The sequence below is a fragment of the Streptococcus infantis genome (assembly GCF_021497965.1).
GTDB lineage: Bacteria > Bacillota > Bacilli > Lactobacillales > Streptococcaceae > Streptococcus > Streptococcus infantis_B.
Genome location: NZ_CP046525.1, coordinates 1,283,375 through 1,306,459, shown reverse-complemented (window position 1 = coordinate 1,306,459; position 23,085 = coordinate 1,283,375). Strand labels below are relative to the sequence as shown.

Below are 23,085 nucleotides of genomic sequence, written 5' to 3'. Positions count from 1 at the left end.
AAGTGAGTGTCGTCACATATGAATAAGAAAAACCTGGGGTTCATGCCTCAGGTTTCCATTTGTTATTAGAAAGGAATACTATGTCCATCATCCAAAAACTTTGGTGGTTTTTTAAGTTAGAAAAACGCCGTTACCTAGTCGGAATCGTAGCTTTGGTCTTGGTTTCTGTGCTCAACCTCATCCCACCGATGGTTATGGGGCGCGTGATCGATGCCATTACTTCGGGACGATTAACACAAGATGAGCTCCTGCTTCATCTCTTTTATCTCCTGCTTGCTGCTTTCGGGATGTACTATCTGCGTTATGTTTGGCGCATGTATATCCTAGGAACCTCCTACCGACTGGGACAAATCATGCGTTCAAGACTATTTGAGCACTTTACAAAAATGTCGCCTGCTTTTTATCAGAATTATCGAACAGGGGATTTGATGGCTCACGCTACCAATGATATCAATGCTCTGACTCGTCTAGCAGGTGGTGGTGTCATGTCGGCGGTGGATGCCTCTATCACAGCCTTAGTGACTTTACTAACCATGCTCTTTAGTATTTCTTGGCAGATGACCTTGGTTGCCATTCTGCCTTTGCCATTTATGGCCTATGCGACTAGTCGTCTGGGGAGAAAGACCCATAAAGCTTTTGGGGAATCGCAAGCAGCCTTTTCTGAACTCAACAATAAGGTTCAGGAGTCTGTAGCAGGTATTAAGGTAACCAAGTCCTTTGGCTATCAGTCTGAGGAATTGGCATCTTTTCAGGAAGTTAATGATTTGACCTTCCAAAAGAATCTGCAAACCATGAAATACGATAGTCTCTTTGACCCTATGGTTCTGATTTTTGTTGGTTCTTCTTATGCCTTAACTCTCTTAGTGGGTGCCTTTATGGTGCAAGCAGGACAAGTAACTGTCGGGAATCTGGTCACTTTTATCTCTTACTTGGATATGCTGGTCTGGCCTTTGATGGCGATTGGGTTCCTCTTTAATATCACTCAGAGAGGTAAAGTCTCTTATCAACGTATTGAGAGCCTCTTGTCTCAAGAGTCACCTGTCAAAGATCCAGAATCTCCACTTGACGGGATTGAAAATGGGCGTTTGGACTATGCTATTGATAGTTTTGCCTTTGAAGACGAGGAGACGCTGCAAGATATTTACTTTAGTCTCGAAAAAGGGCAAACCTTGGGCTTGGTTGGGCAAACTGGTTCAGGAAAAACAGCTTTGATTAAGTTGCTCCTACGTGAGTATGATGTTGACCAAGGAGCTATTTATCTAAATGGCCATGACATTCGTGACTATCGACTAGCTGACTTACGTAGTTTGATGGGTTACGTCCCACAGGACCAATTTCTCTTTGCTAGCTCTATCTTAGATAATATCCGCTTTGGGAATCCCGACCTACCTTTCTCAGAAGTAGAGAAAGCAACTAAGCTGGCTCAAGTCTATCAAGACATTCAAGCTATGCCCCAGGGATTTGATACGGTTATCGGCGAAAAAGGTGTCAGTCTATCTGGTGGACAAAAGCAACGTCTGGCTATGAGTCGGGCTATGATTTTAAATCCTGATATCCTGATTTTAGATGATTCCTTGTCAGCTGTAGACGCCAAGACGGAGTTCGCAATCATCGATAATCTCAAGGAAACTCGCAGAGATAAAACGACCATTATCACTGCCCATCGTCTCAGTGCAGTTGTTCATGCGGATTTGATTTTGGTCATGCAGGATGGTCGTATCATTGAGCGAGGGACACACGAAGACTTACTCGCCTTGGATGGTTGGTATGCACAAACCTACCAGTCTCAACAGTTAGAAATGAAAGGAGAAGAAGATGCGCAATAAACAAGAACAATGGGCTGTATTGAAGCGTTTGTTGTCTTATCTTAAGCCCTATAGTCTCCTCACATTTTTAGCCCTTGCTTTTCTCCTCGCGACGACTGTTATTAAGAGCGTTATTCCATTGGTGGCTTCACACTTTATCGACCAGTATCTAAACAATCTCAATCAGCTTGCTGTTACAGTTTTGCTAGTTTACTATGGTCTCTACATTCTTCAAACCACTGTCCAATATGTGGGGAATCTCCTTTTTGCGCGCGTGTCCTACAGCATCGTTAGAGATATCCGACGTGATGCCTTTGCCAATATGGAGAAGCTAGGCATGTCTTACTTTGATAAAACGCCTGCAGGTTCCATCGTTTCTCGTTTGACCAATGATACAGAGACTATTAGTGATATGTTTTCAGGGATCTTATCTAGCTTTATCTCGGCAGTTTTTATCTTTGTGACAACCCTTTATACCATGCTCGTTTTAGACTATCGTCTGACAGCTTTAGTATTGCTCTTTCTACCCTTGATTTTCCTTTTGGTTAATCTCTACCGAAAAAAATCGGTCAAGGTCATTGAAAAAACCAGAAGTCTCTTGTCAGATATTAACAGTAAGCTGGCAGAAAATATCGAAGGGATTCGCATCATTCAAGCCTTTAACCAAGAAAAGCGCCTGCAAGAAGAGTTTGATGAGATAAATCAGGAACATCTAGTTTACGCTAACCGTTCAGTAGCCTTGGACTCCCTCTTTTTACGTCCGGCCATGAGCTTACTGAAGCTATTGGGGTATGCAGTTTTGATGGCTTATTTTGGCTATCGTGGTCTTTATCTAGGAATAACGGCAGGAACTATGTATGCATTTATCCAGTACATCAACCGTCTCTTTGATCCGCTCATCGAGGTGACACAGAACTTTTCTACTCTTCAGACATCCATGGTGTCAGCAGGTCGTGTCTTTGCACTTATCGATGAGACCAACTATGAACCGGTCCAAGAAAATGGACAAGCGGAGATTCAAGAAGGAAATATCCGTTTTGAACATGTGTCCTTCTCTTATGATGGAAAACACCAGATTCTTGATGATATCTCCTTTACAGTCAATAAAGGTGAAACCATTGCCTTTGTCGGGCATACTGGCTCTGGGAAATCTTCTATCATCAATGTTCTCATGCGCTTTTATGAATTTCAGTCTGGTCGAGTTCTCCTAGATGGTGTGGATATTCGTAAGTATAGCCAAGAGGAATTGAGAAAAAATATCGGTCTGGTCCTACAGGAACCTTTCCTATATCATGGGACCATCAAGTCCAATATCGCTATGTACCAAGATATCAGTGATGACCAGGTTAAGGCAGCAGCAGAGTTTGTCGATGCCGATTCTTTCATTCAGGATCTTCCATTAGGCTATGATGCCCCTGTGTCTGAGCGTGGTTCGAGTTTTTCAACTGGTCAACGTCAGCTTCTTGCTTTTGCTAGAACCGTTGCCAGTCAACCGAAAATTCTGATTTTGGATGAAGCGACAGCCAATATTGACTCTGAAACAGAAGCCTTGGTCCAAAATTCCCTAGCCAAGATGAGACAGGGCCGGACGACCATTGCCATCGCTCATCGTCTTTCTACCATTCAGGATGCTAACTGTATCTATGTTCTAGACAAGGGACGAATTATCGAGAGCGGCACACACGAGGAACTTTTAGCCCTGGGAGGTACCTATCACAAGATGTATAGTTTACAAGCAGGAGCTCTATCCTAAGGAAGAATTCCTTTAAAATACAGATTTCTTGCACGGCCTCTTTCATTTTGTGGTATAATGTAGAATGTTTAAAGATTACATATTAAAAAACAGAGGAGAATGTGCATGCTGAAATGGGATGAACTACCTCAGGAGATGCAATTGAGCGAGGTAAAACCATACTACCAGCTCGTCTCTGGAAGAAAAGGTTCACTGATTCTCAAGCGTTGTCTAGACTTGTTTCTAGCCTTGGTCTTGTTAATCTTGACTTCACCCGTATTTCTAATTCTAAGCATTTGGATTAAGCTTGATAGTAAGGGCCCAGTCATTTACAAGCAAGTTCGGGTAACCCAATACAACCGACATTTCAAGATTTGGAAATTCCGAACCATGGTGACCGATGCGGACAAGAAAGGAAGTCTCGTAACATCTGCCAATGACAGCCGCATCACCAAAGTTGGAAATTTCATTCGACGTGTTCGTTTGGATGAACTTCCGCAATTGGTCAATGTTCTCAAAGGAGAGATGTCCTTTGTGGGAACTCGTCCAGAAGTACCACGCTACACAGAGCAGTACAGCCCAGAAATGATGGCTACCTTGCTCTTGCCTGCTGGGATTACGTCGCTTGCCAGCATTAACTATAAGGACGAGGATGCCATTATCAGTCAAATGACTGCAAAAGGTATGACTGTTGACCAGGCTTATGTTGAGAGAGTCCTACCAGAAAAAATGCACTATAATCTAGCCTACCTACGTGATTTTAATTTCTTCGGGGATATTAAGATCATGTTCCAGACTGTATTTGAAGTTTTAAAATAATTAGTCGCAAGATTGAAACCGATCAAAGGAGTAAAACAATGACAAAGTATAATATTCCATTTTCACCACCTGATATTACCGAAGCTGAAATTGCTGAAGTAGCAGATACCCTCCGTTCTGGTTGGATCACAACAGGTCCAAAGACAAAAGAATTGGAGCGTCGTCTATCTGCCTATACTCAGACACCTAAGACAGTCTGCCTCAACTCTGCAACAGCAGCTCTTGAATTGATCTTGCGCGTGCTTGAAGTGGGTCCTGGCGATGAAGTTATCGTTCCGGCTATGACTTATACAGCATCATGTAGCGTTATCACTCACGTAGGTGCTACACCAGTTATGGTTGATATCCAAGGTGATACCTTTGAAATGGACTATGACAAGCTTGAGCAAGCGATTACTGAGAAGACTAAGGTTATCATCCCAGTAGAACTTGCAGGGATTGTCTGTGACTATGACCGTTTGTTCCAAGTTGTTGAGAAGAAACGTGACCTCTTTACAGCTACTAGCAAGTGGCAAAAGGCCTTTAACCGTATTGTGATTGTCTCTGATAGTGCCCATGCTTTGGGTTCAACCTATAAAGGACAACCAGCTGGTTCCATTGCAGACTTTACATCATTCTCTTTCCACGCAGTTAAGAATTTTACAACTGCTGAAGGAGGAAGTGCGACCTGGAAAGCTAATCCAGCTATTGATGATGAAGAAATGTACAAGGAATTCCAAATTCTTTCCCTTCATGGTCAAACAAAAGATGCGCTAGCTAAGATGCAACTAGGTTCATGGGAATACGATATCGTAACTCCTGCCTACAAGTGCAACATGACAGATATCATGGCTTCAATTGGTTTGGTACAATTGGATCGTTATCCTGGCTTGCTTCAACGTCGTAAAGAAATCGTAAGTCGCTACGACCGTGGATTTGCAGGAACTCGTATTTACCCATTGGCGCATGAGACAGATACTGTTGAATCTTGTCGTCACCTTTACGTTACCCATGTAGAAGGTGCTAGTCTCGAACAACGCAATCAAATTATCCAAGAATTGGCCAAAGCTGGAATCGCAAGTAACGTTCACTACAAACCGCTTCCGCTTTTGACAGCCTATAAAAATCTTGGCTTCGAAATGGCAAACTATCCTAAGGCCTATGCCTACTTTGTAAACGAGATTACATTACCGCTTCATACCAAATTAACGGATGAAGAAGTAGATTATATCATTGAGACTTTTGTCAAAGTTTCTGATGAAGTTCTAGGTGCTTCACAAAAATAATTAAAAAAATTAGTAAAAAATTAGTGAAAACGGTTGACAAAGGAAAAACAATAACATATAATTAACTCAACAAATCAGAAAAGTAATTATTTTTAATCTTCAGGGAGCCTGTGGTTACTGTGAACAGGTGGTTGGAACTAGTGAAATTGGGCTGATTTTAAAAGTGAATTTGAAACAATGAAAATTCGGTAGGCACACCTTACAGTGCAACTTGTTGTTAGACAAGGCAGAGATGTAAAGGGGTATTCTCTTTACAAATGAGGTGGTACCGCGTTACAAACGCCCTCACATGGAAGTAAATTCCGTGTGTGGGCTTTTTCATATTTTGGAACAATGGAAAAGAGGAAAAATTTATGACAACTAAAGGATATTTTGGACAATTTGGTGGTAGTTTTGTACCAGAACCAATTCAGGCTTTATTAGATGAGTTGGAAGTGACTTTTGATAAATACAAGGATGATCCAGAATTTTTGGCAGAATATCGTCATTACTTGAAGGATTATTCAGGTCGTGAAACACCGCTTTATTTTGCGGAAAGTTTGACAGATCACTTAGGTGGCGCTAAGATTTATCTCAAGCGCGAAGACCTTAACCACCTGGGTTCTCACAAGCTTAACAACGTTTTAGGGCAGATCCTTCTTGCCAAACGTATGGGTAAAAAACGTGTCATTGCAGAGACAGGAGCTGGTCAGCACGGTGTTGCGACAGCTGCAGCGGCAGCCAAATTTGGTATGGCATGTGATGTCTACATGGGGGCAGAAGATGTGGAGCGTCAACGTCTCAATGTGTTCCGCATGGAGATGATGGGAGCAACTGTTCACGCAGTTGAAACTGGTACTCGTACCCTCAAAGATGCGGTTGACGCAGCCTTTGGAGCATGGATGAATGACCTTGATGCTTTCTACGTTTTAGGTTCGGCTGTAGGTCCGCACCCTTACCCAACGATTGTTCATGAATTCCAAAAAGTAATCAGTGAAGAATCACGTCGTCAAATCTTGGAAAAAGAAGGACGTTTGCCAGACTACGTCATTGCCTGTGTGGGTGGTGGTTCGAATGCCATCGGTGCCTTTTCACAGTATGTAGGTGATGAAGAAGTTAAATTGGTTGGGGTAGAAGCTGCTGGTCACGGTCTAGATACTGACAAACACGCGGCAACAATGACCAAGGGCAGTGTAGGAATTGTCGATGGAATGAAGACCTATGCAGTCTTTAAGGAAGATGGAGAGCTCGCGCCAGTTTACTCTATCTCAGCAGGTTTGGACTATCCAGGGGTTGGTCCAGAACATGCCTTCTTTAAAGACTCTGGTCGTGTAGAGTATGTTGCAGCGACTGATGAAGAGGCTGTTCAAGCCTTGCTTTTACTAAGCAAGACAGAAGGAATTATCCCAGCGATCGAAAGCTCGCATGCCATCGCAGAAGCAGTCAAACGCGCACCAAAACTAAGTAAAGATGAGATTATCATCATCAATGTCTCTGGTCGTGGAGACAAGGACGTAGCTGCTATTGCAGACTACCTTGAAGCTAAAAAATAAAAGATGGAAAAATTATAGCTGTTTCTCTCTCAGAGAGCTTGTGGTTGCTGAAAACAAGCAGGGAAAGCTGTAAGGTTGGGTCCATCTCAAACGAGAGAAGAATTCATAATTCTCAAGGGAGTGCCCTTTATCGCACAACCTGTTACAGGAGCTATCTGAGACAGGAATGAGAGATAGGAGAAATCCTATAATTGAGGTGGCACCGCGAATTTCGTCCTCACGCAAGTTATTTTGCGTGGGGATTTTTATATATGTATTATAGGTGTGGCTATTCAGTTATAATTATGCTTCATCAATAGGTAGATTTCTATAAAATATTTGCGAACGAAGTGAGCATCGAACCGCTATTTCCCGCCATGGTGGTATCCTAGAGAAGCATCTTTGCTTCTCTAGGACGGAATTTTTGAGACACATGGCTCAAAAATTAGGGATGAAATTTCGGAGAAAGTTGCTCCCGTCCGCACTATTTAAGGGAAATAGAAAAAAGATAAAAAATTAAAAATAAGGAACTGAAAGGGAAATTACAATGGAACGAATCATTCATGGAGATGTTTTATCACCAATCTTGGCGTATATGCGCTTAAATGGACAACACAAGGTCATACTTGAAAGTATCCCAAGAGAAAAGGAAAATGCTCGATTTTCTATCTTGGCCTATAATCCAGTTTTTGAGATTAAGTTTAAGAATGGAGTTCTATATCAAAATGGCCAAGTGATTGATCGTGACCCATTGGATTTCCTTTATGAGGTGACACAAAAGAGCCAGCACCATTCAGACCTACCTTTTGGTGGTGGAGCGATTGGCTTTGTTGGTTACGACATGATTTCTCTTTACGAAGAGGTTGGCCAGCTTCCTGAGGATACGATTGGGACGCCAGATATGCATTTCTTTGTTTACGAGAGTTATATGGTATTTGACCACAAGAAAGAAAAAATTCATATCATCGAGGATGCTCTTTACAGTGATCGTAGCAATGATGAACTAGAAGTTGCTTTAAATCAGGTTTTAGAGGAGTTGAAAATCCCTGCTCCAAATGAATTTGAAGACTTGGACGTTTCTCCACTTCAGTTTAGACCACATATTGCACCTCAGAAATTTGAAGAAATGGTAGAAACAGCTCGCGACTTGATTCGCAATGGAGATATGTTCCAATGCGTGCTCAGTCAGCGTTTCTCAGCAGAAGTAACTGGAAATCCTTTTGACTTCTACAGAAATCTCCGAGTAACAAATCCATCAAATTACCTATACTTTTATGACTTTGGAGATTATCAAATCATCGGTGCCAGTCCTGAGAGCTTGGTTTCCGTAAAAAACGGCATTGTAACAACCAATCCGATTGCAGGGACGCGACCTAGAGGTGCAAATGACGAGGAAGATGCAGCACTTGCAAGTGATCTACTTTCTGATGAAAAGGAAACGGCAGAACACCGAATGCTAGTGGACCTAGGACGCAATGATATCGGTAGAATTGCTGAAACAGCAAGTGTCCAAGTAACCAAGTATATGGAAGTGGAACTTTTCCGCTATGTCATGCATTTGACTAGCGTAGTAAAAGGACGTTTGTTGCCAGAACTGACTGCCATGGATGCCTTGAAAGCGACTCTTCCGGCAGGAACAGTTTCTGGGGCCCCTAAGATTCGTGCTATGAAACGCATATATGAGTTGGAAACAGAGAAGCGAGGCGTTTATGCCGGAGCTATCGGCTACCTTTCAGCAACTGGAGATATTGACTTTGCCATTGCAATTCGAACCATGGTTCTAAAAAATAAAACAGCCTATGTGCAGGCTGGAGCAGGAATTGTTTATGATTCTATCGCTCAAAACGAATACCAAGAAACGATTAATAAAGCTAAATCTATGACTAGAATGGGAGAACTAAGACCATGATTTTATTGATTGATAATTATGATTCATTTACCTATAACCTAGCCCAATACATTGGGAATTTCGCAGAAGTTCAGGTTTTAAGAAATGATGATCCAACCCTTTATGAAGAAGCTACAAAGGCAGATGGACTGGTCTTTTCTCCTGGTCCAGGTTGGCCAGCTGATGCTGGGAAGATGGAAGAAATGATTCGTGATTTTGCAGGTAAGAAACCGATTCTAGGGATTTGTTTGGGGCACCAGGCCATCGCAGAAGTCTTTGGTGGCAAGTTGGGCTTGGCTCCTAAAGTTATGCACGGTAAACAAAGCCAAATCCGATTTGAGACTCCATCCGTTCTCTATCAAGAGATTGAGGACAATCGCCCAGTCATGCGTTACCACAGTATTTTAATTGAAGAGATGCCGGAAGAGTTTGAAGTGACAGCTCGTTCGACAGATGACCAAGCCATTATGGGAATTCAACACAAAATCTTGCCGATTTATGGCTTGCAGTATCATCCAGAAAGTATTGGAACACCAGATGGCCTATCTTCTATTCAGAATTTTATCGAGAAAGTTGTAAAGTGAGGAAGACAAAATGAAAGAAATTATTGAAAAATTAGCGAACTTTGAAGACCTATCAAGTGTTGAAATGACAGATGTGATCGAACGCATCGTAACAGGGCGAGTGACAGAAGCACAAATCGCTTCACTTCTTTTAGCCCTCAAGATGAAGGGAGAGACACCTGAAGAAAGAACAGCCCTCGCTCAAGTCATGAGAGGACATGCTCAACACATTCCAACCAACATTCAAGATGCTATGGATAACTGCGGTACAGGTGGAGATAAGTCATTTAGCTTCAACATTTCAACAACTGCAGCCTTTGTCTTAGCAGGTGGAGGCATCCATATGGCTAAACATGGTAATCGTTCAATTTCCTCTAAATCTGGTTCAGCAGATGTCTTGCAAGCTTTGGGAATCAATATTGACCTCAAGCCAGCACAATTGGGTAAGGTATTTGATCAAACAGGAATTGTCTTTCTCTTTGCCAAAAACATGCATCCAGCTATGAAATATGTCATGCCAGCACGCTTGGAGTTGGGAATTCCAACCATCATGAATTTGACAGGTCCACTCATTCACCCAATGATCTTGGAAACACAGCTTCTAGGAATTAGTCGTCCAGAACTTCTAGAAAGTACTGCTCAGGTTTTGAAAAACATGGGTCGCAAACGTGCCATTGTAGTAGCTGGTCCGGAAGGATTAGATGAAGCTGGTTTGAATGGTACTACTAGCATTGCCCTTCTTGAAAATGGTGAAATCACTTTGTCAACCTTTACCCCAGAAGATTTGGGAATGGAACGCATTGCCATTGAGGACATTCGTGGGGGAAATGCTCATGAGAATGCAGCCATTCTTGTTAGCGTTCTTAATAACGAACCAAGTCCATTCTTGGAAACAACAGTCTTAAATGCTGGCCTTGGTTTTTATGCCAATGGTAAGGTAGATACTATCAAAGACGGAGTTGAAATGGCACGTCAAGTGATAGCTAGTGGTAAGGCCCTTGAAAAACTCAGACTATTACAGGAGTATCAAAAATGAGTCAGGAATTTTTGTCACGTATCTTAGAACAGAAGGCGCGTGAAGTTGAAAAGATGGAGCGAGAGGAGTTTCAGCCCCTGCGAGCAAGCTATCGCTTAGCTGAATATTTGAAAAACCATCAGGACCGCTTGCAAATCATTGCAGAGGTCAAGAAGGCGAGTCCAAGTATGGGTGATATCAATCTGGATGTGGATATCGTTCAACAGGCCCAGACTTACGAGGCTAACGGCGCTGTTATGATTTCTGTATTGACAGACGAAGTTTTCTTCAAAGGTCATTTGGATTACCTTCGTGAGATTTCCAGTCAGGTACAGATTCCGACGCTGAACAAGGATTTTATTATCGATGAAAAGCAAATCATCCGAGCTCGCAATGCAGGTGCGACAGTTATCTTGCTCATCGTAGCGGCTTTATCAGAAGAACGCCTCAAGGAACTGTATGACTATGCGACAGAGCTTGGACTAGAAGTGTTGGTGGAAACTCATAATCTGGCTGAGCTAGAAGTGGCTCACCGCCTTGGCGCTCAAATTATTGGTGTGAATAATCGTAATTTGACTACCTTTGAAGTCGACTTACAGACCAGTGTAGACTTGGCCCAATACTTTAAGGACGATTGCTTCTACATTTCTGAATCTGCTATTTTTACAGAAGCAGATGCGAAACGAGTTGCACCCTACTTTAACGGAATTTTGGTAGGAACAGCCCTCATGCAAGCAGAAGACGTAGCCCAGAGAATCAAGGAGTTGCAGATTGACAAAGGTTAAGATTTGTGGACTATCGACCAAAGAAGCGGTGGGAACAGCCGTTTCAGCAGGGACGGATTACATCGGTTTTGTCTTTGCTCCTAGCAAAAGACAGGTGACCCTGGAACAAGCAACAGAGCTGGCTGAGATTATTCCTACAAATGTAAAAAAGGTTGGTGTATTTGTTTCACCAAGTCGGGAAGAATTACTAGAAGCGATTGAAAAAGTTGGCTTGGACTTGGTGCAGGTTCATGGTCAGGTGGCGAATGATTTTTTTGAGGATTTGCCTTGTGCCGGCATTCAGGCTGTGCAAGTGGATGGAGATGGTCATGTGCCAAGTTCTCGGGCAGACTATCTCCTCTTTGATGCACCTGTGGCAGGAAGTGGTCAAACCTTTGATTGGGGGCAACTAGATACGACAGAACTAGCCCAGCCTTTCTTCATCGCAGGTGGGCTCAATGAGGATAATGTAGAAGAAGCTATTCAACACTTTACCCCCTTTGCAGTAGATGTATCAAGTGGTGTAGAGACAGACGGACAAAAAGATCATGAAAAGATTAGAAGATTTATAGAGAGAGTAAAACATGGCATATCAAGAACCAAATAAAGAAGGATTTTACGGAAAATTCGGTGGACGTTTTGTCCCAGAAACATTGATGACAGCAGTATTGGAGTTGGAAGAAGCTTATCGTGAAAGTCAGGCAGATCCAAGTTTCCAAGAAGAGTTAAACCAACTTTTGCGCCAGTATGTAGGACGTGAAACACCTCTTTACTACGCAAAAAACTTGACCCAGCATATCGGCGGAGCCAAGATTTACCTCAAACGTGAAGACCTCAACCATACAGGTGCACACAAGATTAACAATGCCTTGGGACAAGTTCTTCTCGCTAAACGCATGGGCAAAAAGAAAATTATCGCTGAAACTGGTGCCGGTCAGCACGGTGTAGCAACTGCAACAGCTGCAGCCCTTTTCAACATGGAATGTACTATCTATATGGGTGAGGAAGATGTTAAACGCCAAGCCCTCAATGTCTTTCGTATGGAACTTTTGGGAGCCAAGGTGGAAGCTGTAACAGATGGTTCGCGCGTGCTTAAAGACGCGGTCAATGCAGCCCTTCGTTCATGGGTAGCCAACATCGATGATACCCACTATATCCTTGGTTCTGCCTTGGGGCCTCATCCTTTTCCAGAAATTGTGCGTGATTTCCAAAGTGTTATCGGTCGAGAAGCAAAACAACAGTACCGTGACTTGACAGGGCAAGATTTGCCAGATGCCCTAGTAGCCTGTGTTGGTGGAGGTTCTAATGCTATCGGTCTCTTCCATCCATTTGTGGAAGATGAATCTGTAGCTATGTATGGAGCTGAAGCGGCAGGACTTGGTGTGGATACAGAGCATCATGCAGCAACCTTGACCAAGGGTCGACCAGGAGTTCTTCACGGTTCTCTCATGGATGTGCTCCAAGATGCCCATGGACAAATCTTAGAAGCCTTCTCTATCTCAGCAGGTTTGGACTACCCAGGTATCGGTCCTGAACATTCTCACTACCACGACATCAAGCGTGCGACCTATGTTCCTGTGACAGATGAGGAAGCCTTGGAAGGATTCCAACTCTTGTCTCGTGTGGAAGGGATTATCCCAGCTTTGGAGTCTAGTCACGCTATCGCCTTTGCGGTGAAATTAGCCAAAGAACTTGGTCCAGACAAGTCTATGATTGTCTGTCTATCAGGTCGCGGGGACAAGGATGTAGTTCAAGTCAAAGACCGTTTGGAAGCAGACGCAGCAAAGAAGGGAGAAGCTCATGCCTAAGACACTAACAGAAAAACTGAACGCTATCAAGGCAACCGGAAAGGGAATTTTTGTCCCCTATATTATGGCTGGAGACCATGAAAAAGGTTTGTCTGGTCTCGGAGAAACAATTCACTTTTTAGAAGATTTGGGTGTGTCTGCCATTGAGGTAGGAGTTCCCTTTTCAGACCCGGTTGCAGATGGTCCTGTTATCGAAGAAGCAGGCTTGCGCAGTCTAGCTCGCGGAACCTCTACCCAGGCTTTGGTTGAAACCTTGAAAACCATTGAAACAGAAATTCCGCTTGTCATCATGACCTACTTTAATCCCCTCTTTCAGTACGGTGTGGAGAAATTGGTTAAAGATCTTACTGATACAGCAGTCAAGGGTTTGATTATCCCAGACCTTCCTCATGAACATGCCAACTTTGTAGAGCCATATTTGGCGGATACAGACATTGCCTTGATTCCACTTGTTAGCTTGACGACAGGAATTGAGCGTCAAAAGGAACTCATTGAAGGGGCAGAAGGATTTGTCTATGCCGTTGCTATCAATGGGGTAACAGGGAAATCAGGAAATTACCGATCTGACTTGGACAAGCACTTGGCTCAACTTCATCAAGTGGCTGACATTCCAGTATTGACCGGATTTGGTGTATCCACTCAGGCTGATGTGGAACGCTTCAATGCAGTATCAGATGGCGTCATCGTCGGTTCCAAGATTGTTAAGGCTCTGCATGAAGGACAAGTAGCAGAAATCGCTGACTTTATCCAAGAAGCAGTAGCTTACCAAAAATAATCACGCAAGCAGCAAGTAATAGGAAAGGCACAAAAGGAAGTCTTTCCTTTTTCCTTAGCAGGAGAAAGGCTAGAATGCCGATTGTAGAAGCAAATTGAATGAGAATCAGCATTTCAGTTAGGCTAAAAATAAGGGCACAAGAAGTTAGAAAGAGAAAATCACCTGCTCCTATACGGATATCGATAACATGGGCAATGATTCCAAGAACTAGGAAGAAAACCATGATTAGATTCCAACTAGAGCAAACCATGAGAATTAAGTGAAATATTAGCCAGACGATTAAGGGGTATTCTTGATGTCGAAAGTCATAGATTCCCAAAGTTAAACCGGCAGTGATTAGGATGACTTGACTCAAGGTTAGAATTTTCCAAGAAAAAGCTAGAAAGAGCAGTCCCGAGCCTAACTCAAAGAAAGCATACCAGAAAGGATATCGTACCTTACAATAGCGACAGCGAAAGCGCCCAATTACTTGAGAAACAATTGGAATCAAATCCAGAGGTCTCAAAGGAGTCTGACAAGAATCACAGTGACTTGCAGGAAATACGATGGATTGTTCAGGAAAGCGATCAATGACCAAGCCTAGAAAGGAAGCAAGAATCGTTCCAACAAGAAAAAAGTAAAGATGAATCATACTTATTTATTCGGAAAAAATAAGAGAAAGAGTATAATAGTTGGATATAGGAGAAGTTATAGGAGCAAATATGAAAATTCACTTTGAAAAAGGACTTCAGTTAGAAAATGCCAAACTCATTTGTCAGTGGTCTAATGCTTTGGGAGAAAGTTTTCAGAAGCAATGGATGGGGCCAAAGATTTCTTATCCCTTGATTACCCAATCCTTGCAAAAGATGGAAGGGATTTTTTCCATTTTTGTTGGAGAAGAGTTTGTAGGCGTCATCCAGAAAATCAGGTTAGAAGACAGGAATCTTCATATCGGGAGATTTTTTATCAATCCTCAGAAACAGGGGCAGGGGTTAGGTAGGCAGGCTTTAAGGAAATTTGTTAGTTTGGCCTTTGAAAATGAAGACATAGATACTATTTCTCTAAATGTCTACGAGGCAAATCAAACAGCTTACAATCTTTACCAAAAGGAAGGATTTGAAATCGTTCAAATGGTTGAAGTACCTATACGAAAATACATCATGAGAAAATCTAGGTAAGAACTAGATGAAACCCAAAACTGTCCCCTTACAATTTTTAATTCTCAAACTTGTTGCAGAGAAATTTTCTTGATAAAATAGATACATGACTAGATATAAAGCTATAATTTCCTATGATGGCTACGCTTTTGCCGGTTTTCAGCGGCAACCTCATGCGCGTAGTGTTCAGGAGGAAATTGAAAAAACTTTAGCCAAATTAAATAAAGGACAGGCCATTACCATTCATGGTGCTGGGCGAACGGACAGTGGTGTTCATGCATTAGGACAGGTCATCCACTTTGATCTTCCCTATCAGATGGATGAGGAAAAACTTCGCTTTGCTCTTGATACCCAAAGTCCTGAAGACATCGATGTGATTTCGATTGAGATTGTGGCCGATGATTTTCATTGCCGTTATGCCAAGCATAGCAAGACCTACGAGTTTATCGTAGATAGAGGGCGTCCCAAAAATCCCATGCGTCGCCATTATGCGACTCATTATCCCTATTCACTAGATGTGGAGCGGATGCAGCTTGCTGTAAAAAAACTGGAGGGAACACATGATTTTACTGGTTTTACAGCATCAGGGACTAGTGTAGAGAACAAGGTTCGAACGATTACGGAAGCTAGTCTTAGGGTTGATGAAACAGGGCAGTTTTTGACCTTTACATTCTCTGGCAATGGCTTCCTCTATAAGCAGATTCGAAATATGGTTGGAACCCTGCTAAAAATTGGCAACAATCGGATGTCAATTGAGCAGATTGACCTGATTTTGGAGAAAAAAGACAGACAGTTGGCAGGCCCAACTGCAGCACCCAATGGTTTGTATTTGAAGGAGATTCGTTATGAAGAATAATCGTATTTTAGCACTTTCAGGAAATGATATTTTTAGTGGTGGCGGATTAGCTGCTGACCTTGCCACCTATACTTTGAATGGTTTGCATGGATTTGTAGCTATGACCTGCTTGACTGCCTTGACAGAAAATGGTTTTGAGGTCTTTCCGACAGATGAAACTATTTTCCAACAACAGTTGGATAGCCTCAAGAGTGTAGACTTTGGAGGGATTAAGATTGGTCTCTTGCCAACGGTCGGTGTTGCTGAGAAAGCCTTGATTTTCATTAAGGAAAGATCAGGAGTTCCAGTGGTCTTGGACCCCGTATTGGTTTGTAAGGAAACGCACGACGTTGCAGTCAGCGAGCTCTGTCAAGAGTTGATTCGCTTTTTCCCTTATGTATCTGTGATTACTCCGAATCTTCCTGAGGCAGAGTTGCTTGCAGACCAAAAGATTGAAAGCCTGGAAGACATGAAAACTGCAGCCAAAAAACTGCATGATTTGGGTGCACCAGTAGTGATTATCAAGGGTGGAAATCGCCTTAGTCAGGATAAGGCTGTGGATGTCTTTTATGACGGAGAAAATTTCACAATCCTTGAAAATCCAGTCATCCAAGGACAAAATGCTGGTGCAGGATGTACCTTTGCATCTAGTATTGCCAGCCAGTTAGTCAAGGGAGAGGAACTCTTGCCAGCAATTGAAAGTTCCAAGGCCTTTGTTTACCGAGCTATTGCTCAAGCAGATCAATATGGAGTGAGACAATATGAAGCAAACCAAAACAACTAAAATCGCCCTAGTATCCATCTTAGCAGCCAGTTCTGTAGTATTAGGTTATTTTATTAAAATCCCGACCCCAACCGGAATTTTTACACTTTTGGACGTCGGTGTCTTCTTTACAGCCTTTTACTTTGGCAGCCGTGAAGGAGCCGTTGTCGGAGGTTTAGCAGGATTTCTCATTGACCTTATTTCAGGTTATCCTCAGTGGATGTTTTTTAGCTTACTTAATCATGGTTTCCAAGGCTATTTCGCAGGTTTTAAAGGGAAATGGCAATGGCTAGGCTTAGTCTTGGCGACTATTTTCATGGTAGCTGGCTATGCTCTGGCATCGGCTTGGATGAATGGTTGGGGAGCAGCCATACCAGAAATCATCCCAAATCTCCTGCAAAATATCGTTGGAATGACTTTAGGATTTCTTCTTTGTCATAGTGTAAGGAAATTCAGATAATCGTGAAAAAGGGAATCCTCTGCGGGAACTATTGAAAAAACTCTGAATATTTGCTAAAATGAAAGCTATGAAAACACTCTATGATGTGCAACAATTTCTCAAACAGTTTGGCATTATTGTCTATATGGGGAAACGTCTCTATGACATTGAACTGATGAAGATTGAACTATCTCGAATCTATGATGCAGGCTTGATGGACAAGCTGGATTATCTTGAAGCAGAAGCTGTTCTGCGTAGAGAGCACAAACTAGAATTAGACTATTTAGAAAAAAATGGAGATTAAGTATTATGGTAACTTGGGTATTATGGGGACTTGTCGTAGCAATGTTAGCTTGGATGGGATACAACTATCTTCGCATTCGTCGAGCAGCGAAAATCGTAGACAATGCAGAGTTTGAGTCTTTGATTCGTACAGGTCAGTTGATTGATTTGCGTGATCCAGCTGACTTCCACAGAAAACATATCCTCGGAGCTCGTAATATCCCTTCAAATCAATTGAAGACAAGTCTCGCAGCGCTTCGCAAGGATAAGCCTGTCCTTCTTTATGAGAACCAACGTGCGCAACGTGTCACAAATGCAGCGCTTTTCTTGAAAAAACAAGGTTTCTCAGAAATCTATATCCTCTCTTATGGATTGGATTCTTGGACTGGGAAGGTGAAATCTAATTAACAATGTGAAAAAAACTTGTCACATATGTTTAATATAGAAATATGACTTTTTATAGTATAATAGTAATATAAATTTTAAGGAGTTTTTATTATGCAAGAAAAGAAAAAAGCATCGCTTGTTTTAGGTATCCTATCTATCGTCCTTGGTTTATTATCTCCAATCGTAGGTCTGATTTTGGGTATCATTGGATTAGTATTGGGTAATTCACACCAAAATCAATCTGGACTAAATTATAAAACAGAAAAAATCCTCAATATCGTAGGGATTGTCATTTCAGTCCTTAACTGGATTGCAGGAGTCATTTTGATGATGCACTAATCAGGATTCTAACAAAAAAGCTTTATATTTAAAGCTTTTTTATTTTATCCAATCTTCTCGAAGTAGGTATCAATCATTTCTAATATTTCCCGGCTCAAGGGAAAGGTTATTTATTGCACATTAGATAAAATCTCTTTGTGTGATATAATGAATCTGTAATAAATTTAAGGAGTTTTATAATATGGATACACACAAAAAGAAAAAACACCCACTTATTTTAGGTATTCTATCAATCGTCCTTGGATTGCCATCTCCAATAGTAGGACTGATTCTAGGTATCGTTGGACTAGTAATGGCTAATTCAAGTCAAAAAGAATCTGGTCTAGATTTTAAAAGAGAAAGAATCCTAAGTATCGGGGGGATCGTAGTTTCTGTCCTTAGCTTGATTGTGGACATCGCTTTATTTTATAGCTTAGCAAGAATCTAAAAAAGCTTTATATTTAAAGCTTTTTTATTTTATCCAATCTTCTCGAAGTAGGTATCAATCATTTCTAATATTTCCTGGCTCAAGGGAAAGGTTATTTATTGCACATTAGATAAAATCTCTTTGTGTGGTATAATGAATCTGTAATAAATTTAAGGAGTTTTTATAATATGAATACAGAAGAAAAGAAAAAAGCCCCAATTGTTTTGAGTATCATATCTATCATACTTGCCTTTGGATTCCCAGTGTTCAGTATTATTTTTGGTATTTTTGGTTTAGCCTTGGCTAATTCACATCAAAAAGAGTCTGGACTAGACTATAAGACAGAAAAAATTCTCTCTATTTTAGGGATTGTGTTAGGGATTGTGATTTCTGCACTTATCTGTATCGTACTTATCTCACAACTTTCGAGAATTAATTAAAACAAAAGAGCTTTAGTTTTAAAGCTTTTTTGTTTTACCTACTCTTTTCTAAATATTTTTTAATGATTTTCAATTCCTCTTGATTCAAGTGCCTGTATTGACCTTCTGCTAGGTCAGGGTCTAATAGGAAATCCCCGAACTGAACTCGTTTGAGGGCAGTGACCTTGACACCGACTGAGAGGAACATTTTCTTGACCTGGTGAAATTTTCCTTCCGATATGGTGATGGTGGCTCTACTGTGGCTAGGACTTGAGGCTAGAATTTCAAGCTGAGCTGGTTTACAGACAGTTCCATCAAGAAAGACTATTCCATCCTTGAACTCTTGGATATGGTTAGGAGTCAGTGGTCCATTGACCTCAACTTGATAAGTTTTATCCACATGATACTGAGGGTGGAGGAGTTGAAAACCTAAAGGTCCATTATCCGTCAAGATGAGAAATCCTGTCGTATCTCGATCCAGCCGACCAATAGCATAGAGTTGGTCTGACTGGAGATGTTGAGGAAGGAGGCCCATGACGGTTGGAAGTTTTTTGTCTTTGCTTGCTGTCACGACACCATTTGGTTTGTGAAGCATGAGGTAAGTATGTTCATATCCTTGGATTTTTCTATCTTTGAAAATCAACTCTTGCAACCCTGTATCAACATTGTGTGCAAGGGAAGTAGCAGGGAGTCCATCAACTAAGATTTCTTTTTTGAGAAGAGCTTGTTTCATGGTTTTTCGACTAATTTTTTCCTGGGCTAATAATTTATCTAAACGCATACCAGCCTATCTTATCACAAGTCGATATTTTTGAAAAGAAAAGAGAAGAAATGAATTTTCTTTTGAAAACATTTACACTTACTTGAGTTATGCCATTTGCTTAAAATTGTGGTATAATCGTTCAGTTAGAAAATAAATTTGAAATAAATAGAGGAAATCATGACAAAATTAAGAGAAGATATCCGTAATATCGCGATTATCGCCCACGTCGACCACGGGAAAACAACCCTCGTTGACGAATTGTTGAAACAATCTGAAACTCTTGACGCACGTACAGAATTGGCTGAGCGTGCAATGGACTCAAACGATATCGAGAAAGAGCGTGGAATCACCATCCTTGCTAAAAATACAGCCGTTGCTTACAACGGAACTCGTATTAACATCATGGATACACCAGGACACGCGGACTTCGGTGGAGAAGTAGAACGTATCATGAAAATGGTTGACGGTGTTGTTTTGGTCGTAGATGCTTACGAAGGAACCATGCCACAGACTCGTTTCGTATTGAAAAAAGCCTTGGAACAAGACCTTGTACCTATCGTTGTAGTTAACAAAATCGATAAGCCATCAGCTCGTCCAGCAGAAGTAGTGGATGAAGTTTTGGAACTTTTCATCGAACTTGGTGCAGATGATGATCAGCTTGACTTCCCAGTAGTCTATGCTTCAGCGATCAACGGAACATCTTCATTGTCAGATGATCCAGCAGACCAAGAAAAGACTATGGCGCCAATCTTTGACACCATTATCGACCACATTCCAGCTCCAGTTGATAACTCAGATGAACCCCTTCAATTCCAAGTGTCACTTCTTGACTACAATGACTTCGTAGGACGTATCGGTATCGGACGTATCTTCCGTGGTAGTGTGAAAGTTGGGGATCAAGTAACTCTTTCTAAACTAGATGGTACAACTAAAAACTTCCGTGTTACAAAACTCTTTGGTTTCTTTGGTTTGGAACGTCGTGAAATCCAAGAAGCTAAGGCTGGTGATTTGATTGCCGTATCAGGTATGGAAGATATCTTCGTTGGTGAAACCATTACTCCAACAGATGCAGTTGAAGCTCTTCCAGTTCTTCATATTGATGAGCCAACCCTTCAAATGACCTTCTTGGTTAACAACTCACCTTTTGCTGGTCGTGAAGGGAAATGGGTTACTTCACGTAAGGTTGAAGAGCGCCTTCAAGCAGAATTGCAAACAGACGTTTCTCTTCGTGTAGACCCAACGGACTCACCAGATAAATGGACCGTTTCAGGACGTGGGGAATTGCACTTGTCTATCTTGATCGAAACCATGCGTCGTGAAGGATATGAGCTTCAAGTATCTCGTCCAGAAGTTATCATCAAAGAAATCGATGGTGTTAAATGTGAGCCGTTTGAACGCGTGCAAATTGACACACCAGAAGAATACCAAGGATCTGTTATCCAAAGTCTTTCTGAACGTAAAGGTGAAATGTTGGATATGATCTCAACTGGTAACGGTCAAACTCGTTTGGTCTTCCTAGTTCCTGCGCGTGGTTTGATTGGATACTCAACTGAGTTCTTGTCAATGACTCGTGGTTACGGTATCATGAACCATACCTTCGACCAATACTTGCCATTGATTCCAGGAGAAATTGGTGGACGTCATCGTGGTGCTCTTGTTTCTATCGATGCTGGTAAGGCAACAACCTACTCAATCATGTCTATCGAAGAACGTGGTACTATCTTTGTTAACCCAGGTACTGAGGTTTACGAAGGAATGATCATCGGTGAAAACTCTCGTGAAAATGACTTGACTGTTAATATCACGAAAGCAAAACAAATGACCAACGTTCGTTCAGCTACTAAAGACCAAACAGCGGTTATCAAAACTCCTCGTATCTTGACGCTTGAAGAATCACTTGAGTTCTTGAACGATGATGAATACATGGAAGTAACGCCTGAATCAATCCGTTTGCGTAAACAAATCTTGAATAAGGCAGAGCGCGAAAAAGCAAACAAAAAGAAAAAATCAGCTGAATAAGAGCTAGAAAGAGATAAAAATGGTCTATCTAATCATAGGGATTTTATTACTCTTACTTTATATCTTTGCGACTCCTCAAAGTATTAAGGGAACGGTCAACGTTGTTATTCTGGTTTTCGGATTGGTTGCTCTCTTGATTTTATTGATGCTGTCAACTCTACAAATCTTCCAACTTCCAGCAGAAATCTTTATTACATTGGGGATGCTAGCTCTTACCTACTTTAGTTTGAGAGATATCAGTCTCATGTCTATTCGAAAGAAGCGAGAAAATTAAATCTATTAATAACAAAAAAACTTCTATTAGCAACTGTGTTGCCGATAGAAGTTTTTATTTGTTACTGTCATTGTCAGAATAACGGTTGTAGAAATCTACTTTTATCTGGATAAAATGTTCTAATTCACGAAAGAGTTGTAATAGTGTCGCCCGTGTTTCAAACTCTTCTCTTGTTTTAGGGAGACTACGATTGCGAAATACCTGCAGGTAGCTATCGATATCATTCAATAAGTCATAGGCTGGATTGGTTTGACTCAATTGACTAGCTGTCTTTGAAAAGAGCTGTGCGACAATAAGGCTCTCACTTGCGGCTAGTTGGCAAGTATTAATCTGTTGTGCCATATTTCTCAAGATACGCGTTTGCCTTTGTCGCATCTCAAAGTAGTGAATATGATAATCTGTCTGGTGAAAGAGATGGTCAGAATGATCGAGGTAAACTAACTTAAGAGCATCCTCAAGCAGTTGATCAAGTTCATTTACAAGTTGAGCCTGATTACGGCCATCTCCTCTTTTCAGATAGTAAGAAAGCCGTAGAAGGACATCTCTAAGTTTTTCTTCAACAAGCGTATGATAATGTTGAATGTCTTTTTCACGTGAAGGCATGTAGAGATTGACCAGAAGCGCAAAGCCAGTACCGATTAGGAAGAGTAAGAGCTCATTCAGTAAAAGTGCTGGTGCTGTTGATTGTTGGATTAAGAGATGGCTGACCAGAACGCTACTAGGAGTGATTCCAATTTCCCAACCAAGTTTATAGGCAAGGGGAACATAGAATGCTAAGTAGAGTCCAAAGCTCCAGATATGATAACCAGTTAGTTGAAAGGCAATAACACCAATCATTAACGCCAGCAAGGTTGAAAAAAGTCGATTGCGGGCTAGCTTGATCGTGCTTCTTCGAGTATCAGAAAGACTCAAGATAGCAATGATACCAGCTGATACAGCTGATGACAAATCAAAAAAGTAGGCTAGTAAACAAGCAAAACAGGTTGCCAGGACTAGTTTTAAAGTACGTTGAGTGATAGACATAGAATATTTCCTTGAGATAAATGCTTTAAAGTTTTAGTAGTAGGTGAGGTAGAAA

The 23,085-nt window shown here is 41.5% G+C and carries 26 protein-coding genes and 1 other annotated feature; of the genes, 23 read left to right on the top strand and 3 right to left on the bottom strand.

Going from position 1 to position 23,085, the window contains the following annotated elements:
- The first annotated feature begins 80 nt into the window (after positions 1-80).
- The 12 genes from GOM46_RS06505 (at position 81) to trpA (ending at position 13,945) form a co-directional block, all read left to right on the top strand.
- Complete coding sequence (locus tag GOM46_RS06505) at positions 81-1,826, top strand: ABC transporter ATP-binding protein (protein ID WP_235083356.1); 1,746 nt, start codon at positions 81-83, stop codon at positions 1,824-1,826.
- Positions 1,816-3,558, top strand: a complete 1,743-nt coding sequence (locus GOM46_RS06500; protein WP_235083355.1) for an ABC transporter ATP-binding protein — start codon at positions 1,816-1,818, stop codon at positions 3,556-3,558. The genes GOM46_RS06505 and GOM46_RS06500 overlap by 11 nt, the downstream gene beginning before the upstream one ends.
- Positions 3,559-3,663: 105 nt before the next feature.
- Complete coding sequence (locus GOM46_RS06495; protein WP_006149937.1) at positions 3,664-4,356, top strand: sugar transferase; 693 nt, start codon at positions 3,664-3,666, stop codon at positions 4,354-4,356.
- Between the two features lie 38 nt (positions 4,357-4,394).
- Positions 4,395-5,621, top strand: coding sequence for a DegT/DnrJ/EryC1/StrS family aminotransferase (locus GOM46_RS06490; RefSeq protein ID WP_006149833.1), 1,227 nt, complete (start codon positions 4,395-4,397; stop codon positions 5,619-5,621).
- A gap of 60 nt (positions 5,622-5,681) precedes the next feature.
- Positions 5,682-5,911, top strand: a binding site (T-box leader).
- A gap of 63 nt (positions 5,912-5,974) precedes the next feature.
- Positions 5,975-7,153: a tryptophan synthase subunit beta gene (trpB, locus tag GOM46_RS06485; RefSeq protein ID WP_025169964.1), complete on the top strand. Its 1,179-nt coding sequence runs from the start codon at positions 5,975-5,977 to the stop codon at positions 7,151-7,153.
- A gap of 526 nt (positions 7,154-7,679) precedes the next feature.
- Positions 7,680-9,041: an anthranilate synthase component I gene (gene trpE, locus GOM46_RS06480; protein ID WP_006149939.1), complete on the top strand. Its 1,362-nt coding sequence runs from the start codon at positions 7,680-7,682 to the stop codon at positions 9,039-9,041.
- Positions 9,038-9,604: an aminodeoxychorismate/anthranilate synthase component II gene (locus GOM46_RS06475; RefSeq protein WP_006149948.1), complete on the top strand. Its 567-nt coding sequence runs from the start codon at positions 9,038-9,040 to the stop codon at positions 9,602-9,604. The genes trpE and GOM46_RS06475 overlap by 4 nt, the downstream gene beginning before the upstream one ends.
- 10 nt (positions 9,605-9,614) lie before the next feature.
- On the top strand, positions 9,615-10,619 hold the full coding sequence (gene trpD / locus GOM46_RS06470; protein WP_006149842.1) for an anthranilate phosphoribosyltransferase: 1,005 nt from the start codon (positions 9,615-9,617) through the stop codon (positions 10,617-10,619).
- Positions 10,616-11,383 carry an indole-3-glycerol phosphate synthase TrpC gene (trpC, locus tag GOM46_RS06465; RefSeq protein ID WP_006149820.1) on the top strand — a complete coding sequence of 256 codons (768 nt, stop codon included), beginning with the start codon at positions 10,616-10,618 and terminating at the stop codon, positions 11,381-11,383. Before trpD ends, trpC begins: the two co-directional genes overlap by 4 nt.
- Positions 11,370-11,969, top strand: a complete 600-nt coding sequence (locus tag GOM46_RS06460) for a phosphoribosylanthranilate isomerase (RefSeq protein ID WP_006149903.1) — start codon at positions 11,370-11,372, stop codon at positions 11,967-11,969. Before trpC ends, GOM46_RS06460 begins: the two co-directional genes overlap by 14 nt.
- A complete protein-coding gene (trpB, locus tag GOM46_RS06455; RefSeq protein ID WP_006149843.1) occupies positions 11,947-13,170 on the top strand; it encodes a tryptophan synthase subunit beta in 1,224 nt (407 codons plus the stop codon). Before GOM46_RS06460 ends, trpB (GOM46_RS06455) begins: the two co-directional genes overlap by 23 nt.
- Positions 13,163-13,945: a tryptophan synthase subunit alpha gene (gene trpA / locus GOM46_RS06450; RefSeq protein ID WP_006149858.1), complete on the top strand. Its 783-nt coding sequence runs from the start codon at positions 13,163-13,165 to the stop codon at positions 13,943-13,945. Before trpB (GOM46_RS06455) ends, trpA begins: the two co-directional genes overlap by 8 nt.
- Here trpA and GOM46_RS06445 read toward each other — a convergent pair.
- Positions 13,914-14,576, bottom strand: coding sequence for a prepilin peptidase (locus tag GOM46_RS06445; protein WP_006149819.1), 663 nt, complete (start codon positions 14,574-14,576; stop codon positions 13,914-13,916). The genes trpA and GOM46_RS06445 overlap by 32 nt on opposite strands.
- Positions 14,577-14,646: 70 nt before the next feature.
- Here GOM46_RS06445 and GOM46_RS06440 point away from each other — a divergent pair, with 70 nt between their 5' ends.
- The 9 genes from GOM46_RS06440 (at position 14,647) to GOM46_RS06400 (ending at position 18,972) form a co-directional block, all read left to right on the top strand.
- Positions 14,647-15,102: a GNAT family N-acetyltransferase gene (locus tag GOM46_RS06440; protein WP_235083354.1), complete on the top strand. Its 456-nt coding sequence runs from the start codon at positions 14,647-14,649 to the stop codon at positions 15,100-15,102.
- A gap of 85 nt (positions 15,103-15,187) precedes the next feature.
- Complete coding sequence (gene truA / locus GOM46_RS06435; protein ID WP_006149953.1) at positions 15,188-15,937, top strand: tRNA pseudouridine(38-40) synthase TruA; 750 nt, start codon at positions 15,188-15,190, stop codon at positions 15,935-15,937.
- Positions 15,927-16,700, top strand: coding sequence for a bifunctional hydroxymethylpyrimidine kinase/phosphomethylpyrimidine kinase (locus GOM46_RS06430; protein WP_006149815.1), 774 nt, complete (start codon positions 15,927-15,929; stop codon positions 16,698-16,700). Before truA ends, GOM46_RS06430 begins: the two co-directional genes overlap by 11 nt.
- Entirely contained in the window at positions 16,678-17,139 is a 462-nt protein-coding gene (locus tag GOM46_RS06425) for an ECF transporter S component (RefSeq protein ID WP_235083353.1), read from the top strand. Before GOM46_RS06430 ends, GOM46_RS06425 begins: the two co-directional genes overlap by 23 nt.
- A gap of 58 nt (positions 17,140-17,197) precedes the next feature.
- Positions 17,198-17,422, top strand: coding sequence for a YqgQ family protein (locus GOM46_RS06420; protein WP_000646475.1), 225 nt, complete (start codon positions 17,198-17,200; stop codon positions 17,420-17,422).
- 5 nt (positions 17,423-17,427) lie between these two features.
- Complete coding sequence (locus GOM46_RS06415) at positions 17,428-17,808, top strand: rhodanese-like domain-containing protein (protein ID WP_006149793.1); 381 nt, start codon at positions 17,428-17,430, stop codon at positions 17,806-17,808.
- Between the two features lie 90 nt (positions 17,809-17,898).
- Positions 17,899-18,126: a hypothetical protein gene (locus tag GOM46_RS06410; protein ID WP_006149827.1), complete on the top strand. Its 228-nt coding sequence runs from the start codon at positions 17,899-17,901 to the stop codon at positions 18,124-18,126.
- A gap of 181 nt (positions 18,127-18,307) precedes the next feature.
- Positions 18,308-18,553, top strand: coding sequence for a DUF4190 domain-containing protein (locus GOM46_RS06405; protein ID WP_235083352.1), 246 nt, complete (start codon positions 18,308-18,310; stop codon positions 18,551-18,553).
- Positions 18,554-18,720: 167 nt separating this feature from the next.
- Entirely contained in the window at positions 18,721-18,972 is a 252-nt protein-coding gene (locus GOM46_RS06400) for a hypothetical protein (protein WP_006149852.1), read from the top strand.
- A gap of 34 nt (positions 18,973-19,006) precedes the next feature.
- Here GOM46_RS06400 and GOM46_RS06395 read toward each other — a convergent pair whose 3' ends face one another.
- Positions 19,007-19,732: a 16S rRNA pseudouridine(516) synthase gene (locus GOM46_RS06395; protein ID WP_006149920.1), complete on the bottom strand. Its 726-nt coding sequence runs from the start codon at positions 19,730-19,732 to the stop codon at positions 19,007-19,009.
- A 159-nt stretch (positions 19,733-19,891) separates the two neighbouring features.
- Here GOM46_RS06395 and typA point away from each other — a divergent pair, with 159 nt between their 5' ends.
- Together typA and GOM46_RS06385 are read left to right on the top strand one after the other, a co-directional pair.
- The gene (gene typA / locus GOM46_RS06390) at positions 19,892-21,733 is read left to right on the top strand and encodes a translational GTPase TypA (RefSeq protein WP_006149925.1); all 1,842 of its coding nucleotides are present in this window, start codon (positions 19,892-19,894) and stop codon (positions 21,731-21,733) included.
- 19 nt (positions 21,734-21,752) lie between these two features.
- Positions 21,753-22,007 (top strand): DUF3165 family protein, encoded by a 255-nt coding sequence (locus tag GOM46_RS06385; RefSeq protein WP_006149866.1) that lies wholly within the window; start codon positions 21,753-21,755, stop codon positions 22,005-22,007.
- A gap of 54 nt (positions 22,008-22,061) precedes the next feature.
- Here GOM46_RS06385 and GOM46_RS06380 read toward each other — a convergent pair whose 3' ends face one another.
- Positions 22,062-23,030 (bottom strand): aromatic acid exporter family protein, encoded by a 969-nt coding sequence (locus GOM46_RS06380; RefSeq protein ID WP_006149893.1) that lies wholly within the window; start codon positions 23,028-23,030, stop codon positions 22,062-22,064.
- Positions 23,031-23,085: the final 55 nt, after the last annotated feature.

What these genes read in the sequence shown, in the direction of transcription:
- GOM46_RS06380 (WP_006149893.1), bottom strand. Translation starts at nt 23,030, where the DNA reads ATGTCTATCACTCAACGTACTTTAAAACTAGTCCTGGCAACCTGTTTT.
- GOM46_RS06425 (WP_235083353.1), top strand. Translation starts at nt 16,678, where the DNA reads ATGAAGCAAACCAAAACAACTAAAATCGCCCTAGTATCCATCTTAGCA.
- GOM46_RS06440 (WP_235083354.1), top strand. Translation starts at nt 14,647, where the DNA reads ATGAAAATTCACTTTGAAAAAGGACTTCAGTTAGAAAATGCCAAACTC.
- trpA (WP_006149858.1), top strand. Translation starts at nt 13,163, where the DNA reads ATGCCTAAGACACTAACAGAAAAACTGAACGCTATCAAGGCAACCGGA.
- trpB (WP_025169964.1), top strand. Translation starts at nt 5,975, where the DNA reads ATGACAACTAAAGGATATTTTGGACAATTTGGTGGTAGTTTTGTACCA.
- trpE (WP_006149939.1), top strand. Translation starts at nt 7,680, where the DNA reads ATGGAACGAATCATTCATGGAGATGTTTTATCACCAATCTTGGCGTAT.
- GOM46_RS06475 (WP_006149948.1), top strand. Translation starts at nt 9,038, where the DNA reads ATGATTTTATTGATTGATAATTATGATTCATTTACCTATAACCTAGCC.
- typA (WP_006149925.1), top strand. Translation starts at nt 19,892, where the DNA reads ATGACAAAATTAAGAGAAGATATCCGTAATATCGCGATTATCGCCCAC.
- GOM46_RS06415 (WP_006149793.1), top strand. Translation starts at nt 17,428, where the DNA reads ATGGTAACTTGGGTATTATGGGGACTTGTCGTAGCAATGTTAGCTTGG.
- GOM46_RS06490 (WP_006149833.1), top strand. Translation starts at nt 4,395, where the DNA reads ATGACAAAGTATAATATTCCATTTTCACCACCTGATATTACCGAAGCT.
- GOM46_RS06395 (WP_006149920.1), bottom strand. Translation starts at nt 19,732, where the DNA reads ATGCGTTTAGATAAATTATTAGCCCAGGAAAAAATTAGTCGAAAAACC.
- GOM46_RS06405 (WP_235083352.1), top strand. Translation starts at nt 18,308, where the DNA reads ATGGATACACACAAAAAGAAAAAACACCCACTTATTTTAGGTATTCTA.
- GOM46_RS06505 (WP_235083356.1), top strand. Translation starts at nt 81, where the DNA reads ATGTCCATCATCCAAAAACTTTGGTGGTTTTTTAAGTTAGAAAAACGC.
- truA (WP_006149953.1), top strand. Translation starts at nt 15,188, where the DNA reads ATGACTAGATATAAAGCTATAATTTCCTATGATGGCTACGCTTTTGCC.
- GOM46_RS06400 (WP_006149852.1), top strand. Translation starts at nt 18,721, where the DNA reads ATGAATACAGAAGAAAAGAAAAAAGCCCCAATTGTTTTGAGTATCATA.
- trpC (WP_006149820.1), top strand. Translation starts at nt 10,616, where the DNA reads ATGAGTCAGGAATTTTTGTCACGTATCTTAGAACAGAAGGCGCGTGAA.
- trpD (WP_006149842.1), top strand. Translation starts at nt 9,615, where the DNA reads ATGAAAGAAATTATTGAAAAATTAGCGAACTTTGAAGACCTATCAAGT.
- GOM46_RS06500 (WP_235083355.1), top strand. Translation starts at nt 1,816, where the DNA reads ATGCGCAATAAACAAGAACAATGGGCTGTATTGAAGCGTTTGTTGTCT.
- GOM46_RS06430 (WP_006149815.1), top strand. Translation starts at nt 15,927, where the DNA reads ATGAAGAATAATCGTATTTTAGCACTTTCAGGAAATGATATTTTTAGT.
- trpB (WP_006149843.1), top strand. Translation starts at nt 11,947, where the DNA reads ATGGCATATCAAGAACCAAATAAAGAAGGATTTTACGGAAAATTCGGT.
- GOM46_RS06420 (WP_000646475.1), top strand. Translation starts at nt 17,198, where the DNA reads ATGAAAGCTATGAAAACACTCTATGATGTGCAACAATTTCTCAAACAG.
- GOM46_RS06410 (WP_006149827.1), top strand. Translation starts at nt 17,899, where the DNA reads ATGCAAGAAAAGAAAAAAGCATCGCTTGTTTTAGGTATCCTATCTATC.
- GOM46_RS06495 (WP_006149937.1), top strand. Translation starts at nt 3,664, where the DNA reads ATGCTGAAATGGGATGAACTACCTCAGGAGATGCAATTGAGCGAGGTA.
- GOM46_RS06445 (WP_006149819.1), bottom strand. Translation starts at nt 14,576, where the DNA reads ATGATTCATCTTTACTTTTTTCTTGTTGGAACGATTCTTGCTTCCTTT.
- GOM46_RS06385 (WP_006149866.1), top strand. Translation starts at nt 21,753, where the DNA reads ATGGTCTATCTAATCATAGGGATTTTATTACTCTTACTTTATATCTTT.